Origin of the sequence: Nitrospirillum guanabarense, from assembly GCF_034653355.1 — a bacterium.
Taxonomy (GTDB): domain Bacteria; phylum Pseudomonadota; class Alphaproteobacteria; order Azospirillales; family Azospirillaceae; genus Nitrospirillum.
This window is the reverse complement of the sequence record NZ_JAYEER010000002.1, coordinates 26,817-47,480: the sequence shown is the minus strand read 5'-3', so window position 1 is coordinate 47,480 and position 20,664 is coordinate 26,817. Positions and strand designations below refer to the sequence as shown.

Here is a 20,664-nt window from a genome sequence, read left to right as displayed (position 1 = left end):
AGGAAGGCGCGATGATCAGCCGTCGTGACACGCTCCTGGGTCTGGCCAGTGGTGTTCTGGCCGGTGCCCTGCCGGCCGCGCGGGCCCACGCGGCGCCCCCTGTCAGCCGACGCCCGCCGCCGGCTCAGCGCAAGGTGTCCAGCCCGGCGGTGGAGCGGGAACTGGCGCGGGTGAAGGCGGCCATCGCCGACCCGGAGCTGGCCTGGCTGTTCGAGAACTGCTTCCCCAACACCCTGGACACGACGGTGGAACTGGGGCGGCTGGATGGCAAGGCCGACAGCTTCGTCATCACCGGCGACATCGAATGCCTGTGGCTGCGCGACAGCTCCGCCCAGGTGTGGCCCTACCTGCCCCTGGCCAAGGGTGACGCGGTGTTGCGCCAGGTGTTCCAGGGCCTGATCCATCGCCAGGCGCGCTGCATCCTGATCGACCCCTACGCCAACGCCTTCCTGCCGGACCCCAAGGGCACCACCCCCAACAAATGGGCCGTGGGCGACCTGACGGAGATGAAGCCCGGCGTCGCGGAGCGGAAGTGGGAGATCGACAGCCTGTGCTATCCCATCCGCCTGGCCCATGGCTATTGGCGGGCCACGGGGGATGTGGCGCCCTTCGATGAGGAATGGCGGGCGGCGATGCGCCTGGTGGTGGCCACCTTCCGCCAGCAGCAACGCAAGGACGGCCCCGGCCCCTATCGCTTTCAGCGCAAGGCGGAGACGCCGACGGAAACCTTGGCGTTGGACGGCTACGGCTTCCCCACGCGCAAGGTGGGCATGATCCACGCCATGTTCCGCCCCTCGGACGACGCCTGCCTGTATGCCTTTAACATCCCCGGCAACCTGTTCGCGGTCACAGCCCTCCGCCTGCTGGTGCCCCTCTGGCGCGCCGTGGGTGGGGAGGAAGCGCTGGCCCAGGACGCGCTGGCCCTGGCGGTGGAGGTGGAGGCCGCGGTGCATGCCCATGGCCGTCTGTCCGACGCAGCCGGCCAGGACATCTGGGCCTATGAGGTCGACGGCTTCGGCAACCGCCTGTTCATGGACGACGCCAATGTGCCCAGTCTGTTGGGCCTGCCCTACCTGGGCTGCTGCGCTGCCGATGATCCCCTGTACCGCCGCACCCGGGCGCGGGTATGGAGCGGCGACAACCCCTATTTCTTCCAGGGCACCGCCGCCGAAGGCGTCGGCGGCCCGCATGAGGGCCTGCGCATGATCTGGCCCATGGCCATCATCGTCCGCGCCCTGACCAGCGACGACGACGCGGAGATCCGCCAGTGCCTGGGCTGGCTGAAGACCACGCACGCCGGCACCGGCTTCATGCATGAAGCGTTCGACCAGGATGATCCCACCCATTTCACCCGATCCTGGTTCGCCTGGGCCAACACCCTGTTCGGCGAACTGATGATCGACCTGCTGGCCCGCAAGCCGGCGCTGCTGCGGGCGCCCCTGCCTTAAGGGGCGCCGATGGGGAAGGAGACGAACATGCTGACACGCCGTGGATTGCTGGGGGGCACCGCCGGCCTGGCCCTGATGGGCGGCAGCGGCCTGCCACTGACGGCGGCCTGGGCCGAGGGGGACGGGGATCTGACCCGCTGGGTCGATCCTTTCATCGGCACCGGCGGGCATGGCCATACCTATCCCGGCGCCACCGTGCCCTTCGGCATGGTGCAGCTGAGTCCGGACACGGACAACGGCCGCTGGGATTCCTGCTCCGGCTATCACCAGGACGACCGTACCCTGATGGGCTTTTCCCATACCCATCTCAGCGGCACCGGCGTGGGCGACATGCTGGACGTGCTGGTGGTGCCCCGGGTGGGCCCCGTGGTGCTGCGGCCCGGCAGCCTGGAGAATCCGGAGGGCGGCTATCGCGCCCGCTTCGACCATGCCGATGAGCAGGCGTCGCCCGGCTATTACCGCGTGCGGCTAAAGGACAGCGGCATCACGGCGGAACTGACGGCGACGGCGCGCGCCGGCCTGCACCGCTATACCTTTCCTTCCGACAGGGAGGGCGCCCATCTGCTGATCGACTTCCACCACGGCATGCAGGACAAGCACGGCGTGCCCACCCGGGTGACCGACGCGACCCTGCGGCTGGTGGGCAACGACACCCTGGTGGGCGGCCGGCGGGTGCACCAGTGGGCCGACGGGCGCCGCATCTATTTCGCCCTGAAGCTGTCGCGGCCATTCGCCAAGGCAGAGCTTTATTCGGACGACCAGCCGGTGGCGGGCGACCAGGCCGCCGGCACCAACCTGAAGTGCGCGCTGCATTATCCCGATGCCGCCCAGGCGCCCCTATTGGTCAAGGTCGGCCTGTCCGCCGTGGACGAGGCGGGCGCGTTGCGCAATCTGCAAGCCGATATCCCCGGCTGGGACTTCGACCGCGTGCGCGGTGCCGCCCGCGACGCCTGGCAATCGGAACTGTCGCGCATCCGCATCGACGCGGACAGCGACACTGATCGTCGCATCTTCTACACCGCCCTTTACCATGCCCTGCTGGCGCCCACGCTGTTCAGCGACGTTGACGGGCGCTATCGCGGCATGGACGACGCCGTCCACCAGATGCCCACAGGCCGCCACACCTATTCCACCTATTCGCTGTGGGACACCTATCGCGCCCTGCACCCCCTGTTCACCCTGGTGCAGCCGGAGCGCGTGCCCGACCTCGTGGACGGGCTGGTGCGCATGGCGGTGGAAAGCCCGGCCGGCCCGCCCGTCTGGCCGCTGCAGGGGCGGGAGACGGGCTGCATGATCGGCTGGCATTCCGCCGTGGTGCTGGCGGAGGCGCAGGCCAAGGGCTTCAAGGGCATCGACTACAAGGCCGCCTGGCCGGTGTTCCGCAAGCGGGCCTTCGAGGACACCACCCTGGGCATGGGCGAGTACCGGCGCCTGGGCTACATTCCCAGCGACACGGTGGATGAGGCGGTCAGCCGCACGCTGGAATACGCCTACGACGATTGGGCCATGGCCCATCTGGCGGCGGGGGCCGGCGCCCGCGACGACGCCCGCGCCCTGGCCGAACGCTCCCGCAACTACCGCCATGTGTTCGATCCGACGCTGACCTTCGTGCGCGCCCGCGACAGCGCCGGCAAGTGGATCGAGCCCTTCGATCCCCGCGCCATGGGCCACATGAAGAAGTGGCGGGATTTCACCGAGAGCAACGCCTGGCAGGCCACCTTCCTGAACCAGCATGACCTCTACGGCTATATGGAGATGTTCGGTGGGGCCGGCGCGTTCGAGCGCAAGCTGGATGAGCTGTTCACCACCAGTTCGGAGATGCCGGCGGACGCGCCGCCGGACATCGCGGGGCTGGTCGGCCAGTACGCCCACGGCAATGAGCCCAGCCACCACGTGGCCTATCTTTACGCCTACGCCGGCACCCCTCATAAGACCCAGGCGCGGGTGCGCATGCTGTTGCGCACCATGCACCAGGACCAGCCGGACGGGCTGGCCGGCAATGAGGATTGCGGCCAGATGAGCGCCTGGTACCTGATGAGCGCGCTGGGCCTGTATGCCGTCGATCCCGTCACCCCCATCTACGTCTTCGGCTCCCCCCTGTTCCGGCGGGCGGAGGTGGCGGTGGGCCAAGGCCGCCGCCTGGTGGTGGAGGCGCCGGGCAACGGGCCCGACAGTCCCTACATCCAGTCCGTCTTCTGGAATGGCGCGGCCCACACCAAGAGCTGGATCAGCCATGCCAGCCTGGCGGCGGGCGGGCGGCTGACTTTCCAGATGGGGCCCAAGCCCAACCCCCGCTTCGGTGCTGACGCGGCCGACCGGCCGCCGTCCTTCGCGCCCGTCAAGGTGTGAATATCACAAGAAAGACAATGATGAACCGTCATGTCCTGATGTTGGACCTGAAGTCCGATCCCGCCTTGATCGAGCGTTATCGCCAGTGGCATGCACCGGGTAAGGTGCCGCCGGCCGTGGTGCGCGCCATCCGCCAAGCCGGCATCCTGGAGATGGAAATCCATCTTTGCGGCGACCGGCTGGCGATGATCGTGGAGGTGACGGATGATTACGATCCGGCGGCCAAGGCTGAAACGGACGCCGCCGACGCGGATGTCCAGGCGTGGGAGGCGCTGATGGATACCTTTCAGCGCCCCTTGCCCTGGGCCAAGCTCGGAGAAAAGTGGGTGCCGGCGGAGCGGATCTTCAACCTGGCCGAGCAGTAAGGCTTACTTCATCGTCGGCATGACGAACTCGGCGCCGGCGCGGATGCCCGTGGGCCAGCGGGTGGTGATGGTCTTCAGCCGCGTGTAGAAGCGGATGCCCTCGGGCCCATGCATGTGGTGGTCGCCGAACAGCGACTGCTTCCAGCCGCCGAAGGAATGGAAGGCCATGGGTACCGGGATGGGCACGTTGACGCCCACCATGCCCACCTGGATCTGGTGAGCGAACTCACGGGCGGCGTCGCCGTCGCGGGTGAAGATGGCGGTGCCATTGCCATAGGGATGGTCGTTGATCAGCTGGGCCGCCTGGTCGTAGCTGTCCGCCCGTAGCACCGACAGGACGGGACCGAAGATCTCCTCCCGGTAGATGCTCATGTCCGGGGTCACGTGGTCGAACAACGTGCCGCCCAGGAAATAGCCGTCCTCATAGCCCTGCAGGCGGATGTCGCGGCCATCCACCACCAGTTTGGCGCCTTCGCGCACACCGGCCTCGATGTAGCCACGCACCTTGTCCAGGTGCTGGCGGGTGACCAGGGGGCCCATTTCCGACTGCGGGTCGGTGCCCGGCCCCACCTTCAAGGTGCGCAGCCGGTCGGCCAGGCGGCCCACCAGGGCGTCGGCCGTGGCCTGGCCCACGGGCACGGCCACGGAGATGGCCATGCAGCGCTCCCCCGCCGAACCGTAGGCGGCGCCCATCAGGGCGTCCACCGCCTGGTCCAGGTCGGCGTCGGGCAGGATGACCATGTGGTTCTTGGCTCCGCCCAGGGCCTGGCAGCGCTTGCCGTGGCGCGCCGCCGTCTCATAGATGTACTGGGCGATGGGGGTGGATCCCACGAAGCTGACGGCCTGCACCTGCGGGACGGTAAGCAGCGCGTCGACCGCGATCTTGTCCCCGTTCACCACGTTGAAGACGCCGGCGGGCAGGCCCGCTTCCTCCAGCCAGCGGGCGATGACCAGGGCGGCCGAGGGATCCCGTTCCGATGGTTTCAGGATGAAGGTATTGCCGGCGGCCAGAGCCACGGGGAACATCCACATCGGCACCATGGCAGGGAAGTTGAACGGGGTGATGCCGGCCACCACGCCCAGGGGCTGGCGCAGGGAAAGGCTGTCCACCCGCGTGCCCACATTCTCCGTCACCTCGCCCTTCAGCAGGGTGGGGGCGGCCGTGGCGAACTCCACCACCTCCATGCCGCGCTGGATCTCGCCCAGCGCGTCGGAATGCACTTTGCCGTGTTCGGACACGATGATGGCGGCCAGTTCGTCCGCCCGGTCCTCCAGGATGCGCAGGAAACGGTTCAGGATGCGGGCGCGGCGCAGGGGCGGGGTGGCGGCCCAGGCGGGAAAGGCGGCCGATGCCGCCGCCACGGCCGCCGCCACCTCATCGACGGAGGCGAGGTCGACGCGGGCCGTCTCCTCACCCGTCGCCGGGTTGTAGACGGGCGCGGTGCGGCCGAACCGGCCAGCCTGGGGGCGGCCTGCGATGTGATGGGGGATGGACTTGGTCATTGGCGCTCGTTCCTCCGCCGGGTTTTATCCCCTCGCTTATCCGGCTTGCAGAACTGCGCATCAACCTGCAATGTCGCGGCTTCGTTGTGCGGATTTTATAGTCTGGATGTGCCGATGGAATGGGATCAGGTCCGCGTCTTCCTGGCCGTGGCCCGTGCTGGGCAAATCCTGGGGGCTGGCCAGCGCCTGGGCCTGAACCACGCCACGGTGGCCCGGCACCTGACGGCGCTGGAAACATCCCTGGGCGTGCTGCTGGTGGAGCGGCGGCCGCAGGGCTGCACCCTGACACCGGCGGGTGAGACGCTGATGGCCGCGGCCGAGCGCATGGAGTCCGAGCTGCTGCAGGCGGGCTCCATCCTGTCCGGCAGCGCCGACCGGCTGACCGGCACGGTGCGGGTGGGCGCGCCGGACGGCATCGGCACCTATTTCCTGGCGCGGGAACTGGGCGCCTTGGCGGAACGGCATCCCGGCCTGACCATCCAGCTTGTGCCCCTGCCGCGCACCTTTTCCCTCTCCCGGCGCGAGGCGGACCTGGTCATCACCCTGGAACAGCCGGACCACGGCCGGCTGATGGTGCGCAAGCTGACGGACTATTCCTTAAGCCTTTATGCCAGCCAGAGGCATCTGGACCGCCATGGCCCTCTGGGTACGACGGCGGATCTGGCCGGCCGGCTGTTCGTCACCCATGTCGAGGACTTCGCCTACAGCCGGGCGCTCGACTACGCCGGAGAAGTCGGCCGCCACACCGAGCGCCATTACGAATGCGGCAGCGTCGTCGCCCAGATCGAGGCGGTGCGGTTCGGCCACGGCATCGGCGTGCTGCACGATTACGCGGCCGCGGGCTTTCCGGAACTGGTGCGGGTGCTGCCGGACATACGCTTCACCCGCACCTACTGGCTGCTGAGCCACCCGGACAGCCACCACACCCGGCGCATTGCCGCCGTGCGCGAGCACATCGCCGACCGCATCGCCGCTGCACGCGGCATGATGCTGGCCTGAGCCGTCACCGGCAGGTGAAGTTCGCCGCCTCGTCGCTGGAGCCCTTGCCGGTCCAGTGGGCGACGGCGGGGTAGGGGCACAGGGGCCGGGTGCGCAGCACGGCGGAGGTGGGGTCCAGATCCTTCTCGTGCTTGGCCGCGACCAGCCGGTCCGGCGCCTTGCCCTGTTCCACCCAAGCGCGCAGGGCGGTTACGGCATCGAAACGGTTGGGGCCGGGCCCCCCGTAGCAGTGGCCCATGCCTGGCACCATGAACAGACGGAAGTAGCCGCCCAGCCGCGCCCGCGCCTGGGCCGGATCCGACGTGCCCGCCACGGCTTGGTAATACTGGATGGGATAGGTCTGGGCGTTCAGCTGGTCGGCCCAGCCCTGGCTCATGATCAGCTTGCCGCCCCGCGCCTTGAAGGCTGACAGGTCCGGCGACACGGCGGTGATGGTGGCACCGACCTTTTCGTCCGTCAGCGTCACGTCCCGGTCGAAGTCGAAGTCCTGCCAGCGCCAGGACAGGTTGTCGTAGACCATGTTCTGGAACAGGGGGATGACGTAGGCCTCCAGCAACTTGCCCTGCTGCAGGTCCCAGCCCCATTCGCTGCCCGGCACCAGTCCGGGATATATCGCCTCACCCGTGCGCGGGTTGCGCGGGCCGGCATAGAGCGCGCGCGCGGCGGCCACCTGCGGCGCCGTCAGGCAGGCCGTGGTGTCCGTGGCGCCAGACGCGCATTGCAGCACGGCCGGGTCGAAACGGCAGGCCGGGGGATTCTCGATGAGGCCGTCCTTGACGCCATCGGCGGCGTCACAGGCGTTCAGCGCCGCCTGGTGCAGCAGGGTCAGCTTCTCCGCCGGCAGAGTGCTGGCCGGGTCCAGCAGGGTGGCCCGCGAACTCCACAGGAAGCTCATCATCAGGCGGGTGTAGTTCATGCCCGGCGCGCCGGCATGGATGCCGTCATAGTCGCCGGGAAAATACTCCGCCTCCGTCATGGCCTGGGCGCCGCCGGTGGAGCAGCCTTCGAAATAGGCCTTGGCCGCCGGCGTGCCATAGCGGGTGGCGACGATGGCCTTGGCCGCCACGGTCATGCGGTGGATGGCGTTGTGGCCCCAGTTGGCCAACTGGGTGGGGTCGTGCATCCAGTCCAGGCGGGTACCGGGCTTGCCTTCCGCCGGGCCGTGGCCCGTGTCGGTACCGGCCACGGCATAGCCGGCGCGCAGGGCCGGGCCCATGGCGTAATAGCTGAAGTTGCCGGCGAAGCCGCCGTTGCCCACGCCCTGGAAACGGCCGTTCCACCCGGTCTCAGGCAGCCAGACCTCCACCTTCACATCCGTCTCGGCCATGGCCACCACGCGGCAGAAGGCGGGCAGGTCGGGGAAGGTGACGGTGCCGTCCGGCGCCTTGTAGGGACCGGCCGCCACGGGCTCGGCCGACAGGATGCGCGCCTCGGGCAAGCTGCGCCCGGCCAGGCTGGCGCAGTCGGCCGCATGGGCGGCCGGCGCTGTGATCGCCCATGTGAGCAAGGCGCCGGCTGCCGCCCCCATCCAGGTCATCACGCGCATGCTCATCCTCCCCAGCCTGTTCCCCGTGTTCTGTCCCCGGGAATGCCACGGCGGAAGGACGGAAGGAATTAGATTAACTTTATGCGATTGATAGATTTTGATTATCGCTGCCGCCCGACCCCGGCGGGCCGGCGCGGAATTCATTAAACTTTACTATCGCAAATATAGAACAAATCTATTTCCCTTATCGGGTCCTCCTCCTTAACCCTAGGGATCGAACCATCAGGCGCCGAAGCCACGACGTCCGGGCTGAACCGGACGCGGGAGAAGGGGGAGAGGTATGATCGCGGTACTGGGTTTCGGCACGGTCACCGTCCTGTTCCTGGCCATCCTCAGCAACCGGCTGTCGCCCCTGGTGGCCCTGATCGCCGTGCCCGTCGCCGGGGCGCTGTTGGGCGGCTTCGGGCTGGAGACCAGCCGTTTCATCCTGGACGGCATCAAGGCCATCGCCCCAGTAGCCGGCATGTTCGTCTTCGCCATCCTCTATTTCGGCGTGGTCACCGACGCCGGCATGCTGGACCCCATCATCAGCCGCATCCTGCGCCTGGTGGGACATCGGCCCTGGCGCGTCACCGTGGGGGCGGCCTTCTTGGCCCTGCTGATCCACCTGGACGGGTCGGGGGCCGTGACCTTCCTGGTGACCATTCCCGCCATGCTGCCGCTGTTCGACCGGCTGGGCATGGACCGGCGCGTCCTGGCCTGCGTCACCTCGCTGGCGGCGGGGGTCAATTTCCTGCCCTGGACGGGCCCCATGATCCGCGCCGCCGCCGCCCTGCACCTGCCCGTGTCCGACATCTTCCGGCCGCTGCTGCCGGTGCAGGCGGCGGGCCTGGCCTTCGTCTTCGCCACGGCCTGGTGGCTGGGCCGGCGGGAGGAACGGCGCCTGGCCCAGGCTGGAACGCTGGCGGGCGCAGACCCCGTCCCGACCGCCGAACGGCCGCTGACGGCGGAGGAGCGGGCGTTGCGCCGCCCCGGGCTGTTCTGGCTGAACCTGGCCCTGACCACCGCCGTCATGACCGTCATGGTGGGCGGTTGGGTGGACCCGGTGGTCATGTTCATGCTGGGCACGGTGGCGGCCCTGATGCTGAACTATCCCGACGTGGCGGAACAGCGCCGGCGGGTGGACGCCCACGCCAAGGCGGCGCTGATGATGGCCGGCATCCTGCTGGCCGCCGGCGCCTTCACCGGCATCATGCAGGGCAGCGGCATGCTGAAGGCCATGGCCGGCGCGGCGGTATCCGTGATGCCGTCCGGCATGGCGGGGCACATCCCCGTCATCCTGGGCGTGCTGTCCATGCCGCTCAGCCTGCTGTTCGACCCCGACTCCTTCTACTTCGGCATCCTGCCGGTCATCGCCTCGGTTCACGGCAGCCTGGGCGGCCAGCCCGTGCATGTGGCGCAGGCCGCCGTGCTGGGCCAGATGACCACCGGCTTCCCCGTCAGCCCCCTGACGCCCGCCACTTTCCTGGTGATCGGGCTGACCGGCATCGGGCTGGGGGAGCATCAGAAATTCAGCATCCCCTACCTGTTTGGCGCCACGTTGCTGATGACGGTGGTCGCCGTCGTCATCGGCGTGCTGCCCCTGTAGGGACCCGCGACCAGGAGGCATCCGCGTTGAAACGCGTCAGACTAGGCACCGGCGCCGGCTATTCCGGCGACCGTATCGAGCCGGCGGTGGAACTGGCCGAGGCGGGGGACATCCGCTATCTGGTCTTCGAATGCCTGGCCGAACGGACCATCGCCCTGGCCCAATTGGCCAAGCGGCGGGATCCCTCCGCCGGCTTCGACCCCCTGCTGGCCGACCGCATGGCGGCCGTCCTGCCCGCCTGCCGGCGCAATGGCATCACCATCATCACCAATATGGGGGCCGCCAACCCCCATGCCGCCGGCGCCGCCGTGGCGGCTGTCGCCCGGTCCCTGGGGCTGGGGCCGTTGCGCATCGCCATCGTCACCGGCGATGACGTGACGGAGATCATCCGCGCCCGCCAGGACCTGACGATCGAGGAAACGGGCGCCCCGGTGTCCAGCCTGGCGGACAGCCTGGTGGCCGCCAACGCCTACCTGGGGGCGGAGCCCATCGTGCGGGCGCTGAAGGGCGGGGCCGACGTGGTCGTCACCGGCCGGGTGGCCGACCCCTCGCTGTTCCTGGCGCCGCTGGTGCATGAATTCGGCTGGGCGGCGGATGATTGGACGCTCATGGGCAAGGGCACGCTGGTCGGCCACCTCATGGAATGCGCCGGCCAGGTCAGCGGCGGCTATTTCGCCGATCCCGGCTACAAGGACGTGCCCAACCTGGCGCGCCTGGGCTTCCCCCTCGCCGAGGTCGCCGCCGATGGCGCCGCCACCATCACCAAGGTGGCGGGCAGCGGCGGCCTGATCACCGGCGCCACTTGCCGGGAGCAGCTGCTGTATGAGGTGCACGATCCCGCGCGCTATCTGACGCCGGACGTGGCGGCCGATTTCAGCGGCGTGTCCATTACCGAGGCGGGTCCCGACCAGGTACGGGTGGATGGCGGCGGCGGGGCCGCGCGACCCGGCAGCCTCAAGGTCTCGCTGGGCTACAGCGATGGTTATATCGGTGAGGGCCAGATCTCCTACGCCGGTCCCGGCGCCCTGGCGCGGGCGCGCCTGGGCCGCGACATCGTGGCGGAACGCCTGCGCATCATCGGCCTGCCCCTGCGAGAATTGCGGCTGGACCTCATCGGCGTGGACGCCATTCATGGGCCGGAGTTGTCGGCGGCGGCCCCCGAACCCTATGAGGTCCGCCTGCGCGTCGCCGGCCGGACCCACACCCTGAAGGATGCCGAGCGCATCGGCAACGAGGTGGAGGGGCTGTACACCAACGGCCCGGCCGGCGGCGGCGGCGCCACCAAGATGGCCAAGGAGGTCATCGCCGTGCAGTCGACCCTGATCCCGCGCGAGCTGGTCAGCCCGCAAGTCCACATGACGGAGGTTCAGCCATGAAACTGCGCGAGCTGGCCCATTCCCGCACGGGGGACAAGGGCAATACCTCCAACATCTCCGTCATCGCCTACCGGACGGAGGATTACGCCCGTCTGGAAGCGGCGGTGACGGTGGAACGGGTACGCCGCCACCTGGGCGCCCTGATCCAGGGGGAGGTGGTGCGCTATGCCCTGCCGGGGCTGGGGGCGCTGAACTTCGTCCTGACGCGCACGCTGGGCGGCGGTGTCACCCGGTCACTGGCCTTGGACGCCCACGGCAAGTGCCTCAGCTCCGCCATCCTGGACCTCGACATCTAGGCAAGGCCCCGGCGTCGCGGCGCAGGAAGTGGCCGCCGCCAGCAGCACCTTGGTGAATTCCTCCACCGCCGGCAGCAGCGAGCTTCCCCGGCGCTTGATGATGACGATGCGGCGGACGAAGCCGGCATCGTCGATGGGCCGCGTGGCGATGTCGGCGAAGCCCCGGATCTCGATGGCGGAGGCCGGCAGGATGGCCAGGCCCAAGCCGGCGCGCACCATGCTGACCGCCGTGGACATGTAGGTCGCCTCGCACGCCGGGGTGGCGATGGAGCCGGCGCCGGCGAAGGCCTCATCCACCAGGCGGCGCACGCTGGTGTCCTTGTCCATCAGCACCAGCGGGAATTGGGAAATGACGGGCACGGAGGCCAAGGGCAGCTCACCCGCCGCATGGCCCCGGGGATAGACCAGCACCAGCCGGTCCTCGCAGACGTCGATGGTGTCCAGATCCGGCTCATCCACGCCGCCGACGCCGATGCCGAAGTCCACCTCCTCATTGCGCACCATGGCCAGCACTCGCTTGCCCACGGCATCCTTCAGCACGAAGGAGACGCGGGGGTTGCGGGCGCGGAAGTCCGCGATCAGGGCGGGCAGGGGCCCGGCGGCGAAGCTGGGCAGGACGGCCACCCGGATGGTGCCGCGCGGCTCTTCCGAGAACTCCCGGATGTCGGCCATGGCGCCGTCGAAATCCTTCATCAGGCGCTGGAACACGGGCAGCAGTTCCTGACCCACGCGGGTCAGCTGCACCGACCGGGTGTTGCGGTCGAACAGGCGCAGGCCGATCTGGTCTTCCAGCTGGCGGATGCGGATGGTCAGGGCGGGCTGGGAAATGTTCAGCGCGCCGGCGGCCCGGGTAAAGCCGCCGAGCCCGACCACCGCCAGGAAGGCGCGGATCTGCCGAAGATTGACATCCATATAAATTCCTTATCACGGCAACCTCATTCATCACAATCGTTGCCGTGCTGAAGGCGGCAGTTTTGCGATGGTTGCATTGATAAGCGCAGTTTATTAATGCATGTAAAAAACAAATTTTACAAATCTAATGCCCCCTACAATACTCCTCATGAATAGAGAAGGCGATGCCGTCGTGGGTCGGCATAAAACGCCAATCGGGGAGGGAAAATAATGAAAATTGGAAGTGTATCCGCGTCTGGATTTGCAGCCAATCTGCGGGCGACCGCTTCGGTCGTGGCGCTCATTTCTTTGTGCGCCGGGGCCTATCCTGCCATGGCTCAGCAGAAGGACGTGGATTCGACCGACGATGGCATCGCGGAGATCGTCGTCACCGGCACCTACCTCAAGGTGAAAAGCCAGGCCGATATTCCCGACCCAACCCAGACCCTGGACCGCGACGCCATCAGCCGTTCAGGCGTCAGCAACCTCAGCCAGCTGACCAATCTGACCCCCGCCAACATCGGCAGCATGGGCGGGGCACAGGATCTGTCCAAGGGCGGGCCGGAAAACCACGGCTCCCGCTCCGCCAACCTGCGCGGCCTGGGGCCGTCGTCCACCCTGGTGCTGCTGAACGGCCACCGCACGGCGGCCACGGACACGGACAGCAACCTCAACCCCTACGTCAATCTGAACACCCTGGTGCCGCTGATCGAGATCCAGCGGGTGGAGACGGTGCTGGACGGCGCGTCGGCCCTGTACGGCTCCGACGCCATCGCCGGTGTCATGAACTTCATCACCGACGACAAGTTCAACGGCGTGGCCGCGGGCGGGCAGTACACCTTCATCGACGGCGCGCCCAAGTATTTGGCGGAGGGCATGTATGGGGGCGGCGGCGACCGCTTCCATGTCGTGGGATCGTTCAGCTACGAACACCAGAAGAACCTGCAGAATTCCCAGCGCCGGGTGACGAACTTCTACAGCCCCTCGGGCACGTCGCAGCCGGGCAACTTCATCCTGTCCTCGGCCCCGCACACCGCCAGCGGCGGCGACGTCGTCATCAACAACGGCGTCAACGGCGCCATCGATTACACCCAGCTGTACAACAACACCGTGGCGGCCCGCGTCGCCGCCGGGGCCAACCCGACGGCGGCGGCCACAAAAAACGTGCAGGTGGCGGACCCCAGCTGTGATGTCCCCGGCACCGGCGGCGTGTTCGTGGGCAATAGTTTCCCCCTGGGCGCCTGCCAATTCAGCTACCAGGCCATGAACCCCATCCAGCCAGCCTACAAGCAGGTGCTGTCGCATATGCGCGGCACCTATGACCTGACGGACACCCAGCAGATCTTCTTCGAAGGCCGCTATTACTTCCAGGATTCCGACCGCTACGGTGTGGCCAGCACGCCCATCACCCGCGGCAACATCATCGTGCCCGCCAGCAACCCCGGCAATCCCTTCGGCGTGCCCGTCACCTTCCTGGGCCGTGTCATGGGCGTGAACGGTCCCCATGACGACGACAAGACGGACCTGACCGGCACCCACCTGGTGCTGGGCGCCAAGGGCAAGCTGTGGGGCGATTGGGAATACTCGCTGGACGGTGTCTATTCGCGGGAGCAGCAGGTCTACGACGTCAAGGAAACCGACCTGGTGTCGCTGCAATACGCCGTCAACGGCTATGGCGGCGCCGGCTGCCCGGTGTCCTTCAACGGCACTGCCAGCTTCGCCCCCGGCACCAACGGCTGCTCCTACTTCAGCCCCTTCGGCAAAGACCAGAAGGTCAACAACCAGGCGGTCATCGACCAGTTCTTCACCTACACCACCTCGCGCACCGTGTCGGAATATATGATCGCGGAGGGGGTGGTTACGGGGAAGCTGTTCGACCTGCCGGGCGGCACCAGCGCCCTGGCCGTGGGCGGCCAGTTCCGCAACGAATATCGCTCCATCCTCTATGACGCCTTCCGCACCAGCGGCCGCACCGCCTACCTGCCGCCGGGCGTGTCGGGGTCGGGCACCCGGCAGATCGGCAGCGGCTTCGCCGAGCTGGGCCTGCCCGTCCTGAAGGACCTCTATGTCGACGGCGCCATCCGGTATGAGGATTACGGCCCCTTCGACAGCGTCGACCCCAAGATCGGCGTCAACTGGCACGCGACGCCGGAACTGACCCTGCGGGCCGCGGCCAGCACCGCCTTCCGCGCGCCGGCCCTGGCCCAATCGGTGGGCAGTGCGGCCACCAGCGGCACGTCCAACCTGTATGACCCACTAGCGGCCGGGGACAAGGGCACCTTCCGCAACGTCAACACGGTGCCCAACAACAAGCTGCAGCCGGAAACCTCAACCAACTACGACCTGGGCATCACCTGGAACCCCATCCGCCATGCCGAGGTGTCGGTCGATTACTGGAATTATGACTTCAAGAAGAAGATCGCGCTGCAGAACGCCCAGGCCGTGATCAACGCCGACCCGACGGGGCCGGCCGTCATCCGCGACGCCAGCGGCACGCTGGTCGGTGTCAATGTCGGCTATTTCAACGCCGGCGCGGTCACGACCGATGGCATCGACGTCTCCGCCGCCTACACCTGGGACCTGGACGACCATGAACTGACCCTGCGCAGCACGCTGGCCTACATCCACAGCTATGAGATCCAGAACAATCCCGGCGACCCCATCTATGAAGTGGTGGGCCACCGCAACGCCAATAGCTTCGCCCCCGTCACGCCGCGCTGGCGCGACAACACCTACCTGACCTGGGAGCACGGGCCCCACACCGCCACCCTGACCATGCGCTACACCTCCGGCGTGGTGGACGATTACGGCGTGAACCTGGGGGCGGCCAGTTCGGCCACCGTGGGGGCGTGGGTGGTTTGGGACGCGCAGTATGCCTTCCAGGCGACGGATGCCGTCCGGGTCAGCGTCGGTGCCGTCAACCTGCTGGACCGCGACCCGCCCTGGGCCAAGTTCACGGGCTACCTGCCCAGTCTGGAGGATGCCCTGGGCCGGCAGGTGTACATCCGGCTGGATATGAAGTTCTGATGTGACGCGCGGGCTGGCGGTTCGTGACAGGGCCGCCAGCCTGTCCCATTCGGATCAGTCCTCCGCCGCCTGCTGGCGCAATACATTCTTCTGCACCTTGCCGGATCCCGTCCGCGGCAGGCTGCCGACGATCACCACCCGCTGGGGCCGCTTGTAGCGGGCGATGCGGCCGTCCAGGTGCGCCAGCACCTGCTCCGGCGTCACGGTCTGGCCGGCGCGGACCACAACATAGGCCCAGCCGGTCTCGCCCCAGCGTTCATCCGGCACACCGATGACCGCCACCTCGGCCACGCAGTCCAGTTCCATGACCGCGGCCTCCACCTCCGCCGGATAGACGTTCTCCCCACCGGAGATGAACATGTCCTTCTTGCGGTCCACCAGGTAGTAGTAGCCGTCGGTGTCCCGCCGGGCCGCGTCGCCGGTGCGCAGCCAACCGCCCAGCTGGGCCAGCGTCGGCAATTCCGGCCGCCGCCAGTATCCAGCCGACAGGTTGGGGCCGCTGATCCAGAGCTCCCCCACCTCGCCGTCGGCCACGTCCCGCCCCTCGTCATCGACCAGGCGCAGGCGCACCGTGGGGCCGGGTATGCCGGCCGATCCGGCCTTGGCGGCGATGCGGGTCCGGTCGCCGATGGGCATCCCCAGCACGGTGCCGGTCTCGCTCATGCCGTAGCCGTCCGCGATGGTGATGCCGTCGTCGCAGAAACGCTGGATCAGCGCGGCCGGCATTGGGGCACCGCCCGTGCACAGCGCCACCAGCCGCCGCAATCGCTCCGCGTCGTAATCGGGGTGCTGGCGCAGCGTCTGGGCCATCTGCGGCACGCACATGTAATGGGTCACACCCAGCGCCGGGTCGGCCAGGCGGGCCAGGGTGGCCGCAGGCTCGAACCCCCGCGACACCAGCAGCGTGCCGCCGTGGGTCAGCGGCGTCCGTGCCAGCGACACCAGCCCCACCACATGGAACAGCGGCATGTCGCACAGCACGACGGAGCGCGCGTCCACCTTGTTCATCAAGCCGAAATTGATGGTGGTGAAGAACAGGTTGCTTTCCGTCAGCAGGGCGCCCTTGGGCCGGCCGGACGTGCCGGAGGTGTAGAGCAGGGTGCTGGGCGTGTCGGCGTGGGAAGGGCCCGCGGGGCGGACAGGCGCCACCTGGTCCCAATCCGCCGCCGCCGCCGCCAGGGTCATGACATGGGTCGCCGTCCCACCCGCCGACTGGCGGGCGGTCTCCAGGAACTCGGCATCGGTCAAAAGCAGGGCGGGCTCGGCGTCCTGCACCTGGAAGGCCAGTTCCGGCACGGTGAGGCGCCAGTTCAGCGGCGCGAAAATGGCGCCCAGCCGCGCCGCGGCCAGGTGCAGGATGATCATCGCCCCGTCGTTGCGGCCCAGGACGGCGACACGCTGGCCGGCGGGGGCGCCCAGCGTCGCCGCCAGCCAGGCGGCGCAGCGGTTCACCGCCTGGTCCAGCGCGGCATAGGTGTACCGCCGGCCGCTGGTCAGGTCGACCAGGGCCAGCGTGTCCGGCTGCGCCGCCGCCTGGAAGGCGACCGGGTCCGGTGCGGGCAGGAAGGAAGGGGGCGCGGTCATGGCCTCATCCCCGCCGGTAGGCGCCCAGGCCGGGCTTGTAGCTCTTCTCGTCGATGAACTGGCGGATGCCTTCCTTACGGCCGGTGTTGTCGTGGAAATTGGCCGCCTCCTGCGCGCGGACCAGATAGTCCTCGGCATTATCGTAGGTCATTTCCTTGACCCGGCGCACCGCGTCCTTGGTGGCCTTCAGCGCCGCCGGGTTCTTTTCCAGCAGCATCCTGGCGATCTGCGTCACCCGGTCCTGCAACCGGTCCAGCGGCACCGCCTCGTTCACCAGGCGCCACTCGGCGGCCTTCCTGCCGTCGATCAATTCGCCGGTCAGGGCGTGATACATGGCGTCGCGCAGGGGGATCAGGTCGACCACCACCTTGGTCGCCCCGCCGCCGGGCAGGATGCCCCAGTTGATCTCCGACAGGGCGAACTTGGCCTCCTCCGCGGCGATGGCCAGGTCGCAGGCGTACAGCGGGCCGTAGCCGCCGCCGAAGCACCAGCCGTTGACCATGGCGATGGTCGGCTTCTGGTACCAGCGCAGCGCGCGCCACCAGCCATAGCTTTCCCGCTGCGACTGGCGCACCGCGCCCAGGCCCTTGGCCTCCGTCTCGCGGAAATATTCCTTCAGGTCCATGCCGGCCGACCAGGCGCTGCCCTCACCCGACAGGACCAGCACGCCGACGTCGTCGCGGAACTCCAACTCATCCAGCACCTCCATCATGCGGCGGTTCAGGGTGGGGTTCATGCAGTTGCGCTTCTCAGGCCGGTTGAAGCGCACCCAGGCGATGCCATCGGCGACATGGTAAGCAACGGTATCGGCAGTCATGGTCCTGTTTCCTGTCACGGGGTCGCACGACCCCTCTTGGGTTGATTTGTTGCCGGGCTCAGGCGGCGGACCGACCCGCGCGGTAGGCGCGGGGGCTGACGCCGAAATGGGCGCGGAAGCTGCGGCTGAAATGGGAAAGGTCGTTGAAGCCGACATCGTAGGCGATGTCGCTGATGGTGCCGCCGGCGATGTCCCGCGCCCTTTGCAGCGTGGCGGCCGCCAGTTCCAGGCGCCGCGCCAGGATGTAGGCGGTCGCGGTGGTGCCCAGGGTGGCGAAGGCCATCTGCACATAGCGGGAAGAGATGCCCAGCGCCGTGGCGATGCGGGTGCTGTTCAGGCAGGGATCGCGCAAATTGGCGTCGACATGCCCCCGCACCTGCCGGGTCCAGTGGGCCAGCGCACCATGCGCCAGGGCGCCTGTGTCATCCGGCGTCGGCTTGCGGGGGACGTCGGATTGGCAGGCCAGGGCCAGCACATCCAGCAGGATGTCGGCCACGGCGCCGGTCCAGCCCGGTTCCGACGGCAGGTCGGCTTGTGGTGCCAGGGAACGCAGCAGCGACAGTAGCATGCGGGATTCCGGCCGGTCGCCCCCCATGCGCACGCCGACGAAGCGTTCCGGATCCGGCACCCGCTGGGCCAGCAGCGATTGGGGCAGCTTCACCACCAGCATCTGGTTGGGGTCGGCGAAGGCGATGGAATAAGGGCTGCGGCTGTCGCACAGGGTCCAGTCGCCGTCGTTCAGCACAGCCTCGCGTCCGCCCTGGCGGTTCACGCTGCTGCCCCGGTGCTGGGCGTGGATCTTGAAATAGGGCTCCTCCGCCCGCTGCGGCCGGCCCTGTGGCAGGCGGCACACCTTGGCCGGGCTGGAATTGACATAGGCGAAGTCCAGCCGGCCCAAGGGCTGACGGACGAGATGGGCGGTGAAGCCTTCGTCCCGGGGGTCGACGGCCACATTCGGGAAGGCCTGCGCGACGATGTCGTTCCAGCAGTCCCGCCGCTGTTCCGGTGCGATGGTGTCCACGGAAAAGCGCTCCATGAGGCCCATGGCTCTTTTTCCTCCCTGTTCCGGACGTCCATCGGATGGGCTCATTGCCCGTCGGGACGCCGCTTGCCATCAGCATAAACATGATTGTTATAGGAAACAACAATTGTGATGGCGAAAGTGCCGCCTCTCGGTCGGCGGCGGTTTCATTTCGCCATACGCCAAGTTCCTTTCGCTCCCCGCCAAGAACTCCGCCCGCACGCATGGTTAGCTGTGCCCCGGCGGCCCGTCCGGGCCCCGCATGCGGCGCGACGGCCAGGGGGAATCGGATGTTGGCGGTGGATCAGGCGGACACCCTTCGTGTGCGGACGGAAGGGGGTGACGTCCTCGGCATCGTCGAGAATGGCGTGCGGACCTGGCGCGGCATTCCGTACGCGGCGCCACCGCTGGGGGAACTGCGGTTCCGGGCGCCGCGCCCCGTCGTTCCTTGGCGGGGAGTCCGGGCGGGGCATGAGTTCGGCGCCATTCCCATGCAACGGCGGGGGTTCGAGCATATGGGCGGCGCCGGCGCCACGACGCCTATGTCCGAGGATTGCCTGACCCTCAACATCACCGTACCCCCGGCGCCGGCCAGGGCGCCCCGTCCCGTGGTGGTTTGGCTCTATGGCGGGGCCTTCGCCCTGGGTGGCTCGCGCGGCCCGCTCTATCGTGGCGACCGCATCGTCATGGACGGCGACGTCATCTTCGTCAGCCTGAACTACCGGGTCGGCGTCTTCGGCTTCAGCGACTTCAGCGCCTGGGCCACGCCCGGCCGTCCCTTGGACAGCAATGTGGGCCTGCGCGACCAAGTGGCCGCCCTGGCCTGGGTGAAGCGCAACATCGCCGCCTTCGGTGGTGACCCTGGCAACGTGACCCTGGCCGGGCATTCCGCGGGCGCCATGTCCGTCCTTTGCCTCATGTGCGCGCCGGCCGCCGCCGGCCTGTTCCACCGCGCCTTCGTGATGAGCGCCGCCGCACAATGCGCCTACGGTCGGCAGCGCCACGCCGGTCTCGCGCGGGATCTGCTGGTCTCCCTCGGGGTCGATGCCACGGACAAGGCGGCCGTGGGGCAGGCCCTGAGTGATCTGCCCGCGGATCGGCTGGTGGAAGAGTCCTTCCGCCTGTTCTTTGACGAGGGGCCGGACGCGAACCCTGGTATCCTGGCGACGTCACCGGTCATCGATGGCGACTTCCTGCCCTGGCATCCGGTGGACGCCTTCCGCCAGGGGAAAACCCATCCCATACCGATGGTCATCGGCACCATGGCGCATGAGGGGGCGATCCTGGACCGGGGGCTGCCCGTGCTGCCCAGCCGCGTCAACCGGCTGGAGGCCATGTTCAAGGCCACGGATCCGGTGGTGCGGAACCGCGTGGCGCCGGCCTATCGCGGTTACCCTTCCCGCCGGTCGGCGGTCGACATGGGGGGCGACTTCATCTTCTGGGCGCCGTCCGTCCTGATCGCCGAAGGGCATGCGGCCGTCGCGGACACATGGATGTACCGCATCGACTATGCGACGCCGCTGGCCCGCCTGATGTTTGGCGGCGCCACCCACGCGCTGGACCTGCCATTGCTGTTCGGCACGACGGGGGAGGGGGATTTGGGCCGCCTGGACCTGTTCCGCCGCCGCACGTCCAAGCGGGTCAGCCGGCGCTTCCAGGCCGCCTTCCTGGACTTCGCGGACGGGGTGTCCCCCGGCTGGCCGCGATACGACGCGCGGGCCCGCCTGACGCGCGTCATCGACACGGTGGATCGGCAAGAAGGGGATCCGCAGGCGGCGCGGCGACTGGCCTGGGGGAAGTATCGCGGTCCGGAATAAGCCGCCGTCCTTTCCCTTCGCCCCGCGTCAAATCCCC

15 protein-coding genes are annotated in these 20,664 nt (G+C 68.3%); 9 read left to right on the top strand and 6 right to left on the bottom strand.

What is annotated here, in order from left to right; genetic code table 11:
- The first annotated feature begins 11 nt into the window (after window positions 1–11).
- Genes UAA55_RS06980 through UAA55_RS06970 form a run of 3 tightly spaced genes read left to right on the top strand, consistent with a single transcriptional unit; the run spans window position 12 to window position 4,162 of the window.
- Window positions 12–1,448: a glycoside hydrolase family 125 protein gene (locus UAA55_RS06980; RefSeq protein WP_322951962.1), complete on the top strand. Its 1,437-nt coding sequence runs from the start codon at window positions 12–14 to the stop codon at window positions 1,446–1,448.
- A 27-nt stretch (window positions 1,449–1,475) separates the two neighbouring features.
- A complete protein-coding gene (locus UAA55_RS06975; protein ID WP_322951961.1) occupies window positions 1,476–3,797 on the top strand; it encodes a GH92 family glycosyl hydrolase in 2,322 nt (773 codons plus the stop codon).
- Window positions 3,798–3,814: 17 nt separating this feature from the next.
- Window positions 3,815–4,162, top strand: a complete 348-nt coding sequence (locus tag UAA55_RS06970; protein WP_322951960.1) for an L-rhamnose mutarotase — start codon at window positions 3,815–3,817, stop codon at window positions 4,160–4,162.
- Between the two features lie 3 nt (window positions 4,163–4,165).
- Here UAA55_RS06970 and UAA55_RS06965 read toward each other — a convergent pair whose 3' ends face one another.
- On the bottom strand, window positions 4,166–5,665 hold the full coding sequence (locus tag UAA55_RS06965) for a CoA-acylating methylmalonate-semialdehyde dehydrogenase (protein ID WP_322951959.1): 1,500 nt from the start codon (window positions 5,663–5,665) through the stop codon (window positions 4,166–4,168).
- Between the two features lie 114 nt (window positions 5,666–5,779).
- Between UAA55_RS06965 and UAA55_RS06960 the strand changes: the two genes are divergently transcribed.
- Window positions 5,780–6,664: a LysR family transcriptional regulator gene (locus UAA55_RS06960; protein ID WP_322951958.1), complete on the top strand. Its 885-nt coding sequence runs from the start codon at window positions 5,780–5,782 to the stop codon at window positions 6,662–6,664.
- Window positions 6,665–6,668: 4 nt separating this feature from the next.
- Here the strand turns inward: UAA55_RS06960 and UAA55_RS06955 are convergent, their stop codons facing one another.
- The gene (locus UAA55_RS06955; protein ID WP_322951957.1) at window positions 6,669–8,210 is read right to left on the bottom strand and encodes a tannase/feruloyl esterase family alpha/beta hydrolase; all 1,542 of its coding nucleotides are present in this window, start codon (window positions 8,208–8,210) and stop codon (window positions 6,669–6,671) included.
- A 280-nt stretch (window positions 8,211–8,490) separates the two neighbouring features.
- On the opposite strand from UAA55_RS06955, the gene UAA55_RS06950 reads away from it, so the two are divergent.
- Genes UAA55_RS06950 through UAA55_RS06940 form a run of 3 tightly spaced genes read left to right on the top strand, consistent with a single transcriptional unit; the run spans window position 8,491 to window position 11,470 of the window.
- Window positions 8,491–9,798, top strand: coding sequence for a CitMHS family transporter (locus UAA55_RS06950; protein WP_322951956.1), 1,308 nt, complete (start codon window positions 8,491–8,493; stop codon window positions 9,796–9,798).
- A gap of 26 nt (window positions 9,799–9,824) precedes the next feature.
- A complete protein-coding gene (locus UAA55_RS06945) occupies window positions 9,825–11,174 on the top strand; it encodes an acyclic terpene utilization AtuA family protein (RefSeq protein WP_322951955.1) in 1,350 nt (449 codons plus the stop codon).
- On the top strand, window positions 11,171–11,470 hold the full coding sequence (locus UAA55_RS06940; protein WP_322951954.1) for an AtuA-related protein: 300 nt from the start codon (window positions 11,171–11,173) through the stop codon (window positions 11,468–11,470). Before UAA55_RS06945 ends, UAA55_RS06940 begins: the two co-directional genes overlap by 4 nt.
- Here UAA55_RS06940 and UAA55_RS06935 read toward each other — a convergent pair.
- Window positions 11,408–12,382 (bottom strand): LysR family transcriptional regulator, encoded by a 975-nt coding sequence (locus UAA55_RS06935; RefSeq protein WP_322951953.1) that lies wholly within the window; start codon window positions 12,380–12,382, stop codon window positions 11,408–11,410. The genes UAA55_RS06940 and UAA55_RS06935 overlap by 63 nt on opposite strands.
- A gap of 312 nt (window positions 12,383–12,694) precedes the next feature.
- Here UAA55_RS06935 and UAA55_RS06930 point away from each other — a divergent pair, with 312 nt between their 5' ends.
- A complete protein-coding gene (locus UAA55_RS06930; RefSeq protein ID WP_322951952.1) occupies window positions 12,695–15,388 on the top strand; it encodes a TonB-dependent receptor plug domain-containing protein in 2,694 nt (897 codons plus the stop codon).
- Between the two features lie 54 nt (window positions 15,389–15,442).
- On the opposite strand, the gene UAA55_RS06925 is transcribed toward UAA55_RS06930, so the two are convergent.
- The 3 genes from UAA55_RS06925 to UAA55_RS06915 are packed head-to-tail and all read right to left on the bottom strand — an operon-like array spanning window position 15,443 to window position 18,834.
- Window positions 15,443–16,972, bottom strand: a complete 1,530-nt coding sequence (locus UAA55_RS06925) for an AMP-binding protein (RefSeq protein WP_322951951.1) — start codon at window positions 16,970–16,972, stop codon at window positions 15,443–15,445.
- Between the two features lie 4 nt (window positions 16,973–16,976).
- Window positions 16,977–17,789, bottom strand: a complete 813-nt coding sequence (locus tag UAA55_RS06920) for a p-hydroxycinnamoyl CoA hydratase/lyase (protein WP_322951950.1) — start codon at window positions 17,787–17,789, stop codon at window positions 16,977–16,979.
- Between the two features lie 58 nt (window positions 17,790–17,847).
- Complete coding sequence (locus UAA55_RS06915) at window positions 17,848–18,834, bottom strand: AraC-like ligand-binding domain-containing protein (RefSeq protein WP_322951949.1); 987 nt, start codon at window positions 18,832–18,834, stop codon at window positions 17,848–17,850.
- Between the two features lie 266 nt (window positions 18,835–19,100).
- On the opposite strand from UAA55_RS06915, the gene UAA55_RS06910 reads away from it, so the two are divergent.
- The gene (locus UAA55_RS06910) at window positions 19,101–20,627 is read left to right on the top strand and encodes a carboxylesterase/lipase family protein (RefSeq protein WP_322951948.1); all 1,527 of its coding nucleotides are present in this window, start codon (window positions 19,101–19,103) and stop codon (window positions 20,625–20,627) included.
- Window positions 20,628–20,664: the final 37 nt, after the last annotated feature.